Annotated in this window: 1 protein-coding gene; it reads left to right on the forward strand. The window is 75.6% G+C overall.

Annotated elements, in window-relative coordinates; genetic code table 11:
• Positions 1-626, forward strand: a 626-nt coding sequence (locus tag AC3WRT_RS20665; protein WP_492725287.1) for an ATP-binding cassette domain-containing protein, incomplete at both ends; no start/stop codon positions are given.

Here is a 626-nt window from a genome sequence, read left to right on the forward strand (position 1 = left end):
GGGCCGGGGAGGTACGTGCCACCGGGCTGACATACGCGTATGCCGGGTCGCCGGCTCCCGTGATCCGTGACCTGGACCTCGTGGCCGGGCCGGGGCTGACGGTGGTGACCGGCCCCTCGGGGGTCGGCAAGTCGACGATGCTCGACCTGCTCGCCGGCCTGCGTCGACCCAGCCGGGGCACGGTCGAGGCACCCGCCTCGCACTACGTGACGCAACGGCCGTTCCTCGCGACCGGGTCGGTCCGCTCGGCCCTGACGATCGGCCACCCCGCCACCGACGACCAGCTCTGGGAGGCGTTGCGCGCCGTCGAGGTCGACGGGGTCGTCGCGGGCCTGCCCGGAGGACTGTCCGCCGACCTCGGCGACGACGGCTTCGGGCTGTCCGCCGGCCAGCGCCAACGCCTAGCGCTCGCCCGCGCCTGGCTGGCCCCCGAGACCCTGCTGCTCCTCGACGAGCCGACCGCCCACCTCGACCCCGAGGGCGCAGAGCATGTCGCCGCCCTGGTGGCCGAGCTCGCGGAGCGGCGGGTCGTCGTCGCCGTGACGCACCGCGACGAGCTCCTCGCCCACGCCGACCACCACGTCGTCCTCAGCGCGGTCGCCTCCCCCGTCACCTCCCCCGTCACC

The organism is Terrabacter sp. FW104-15G4B, from assembly GCF_058790095.1.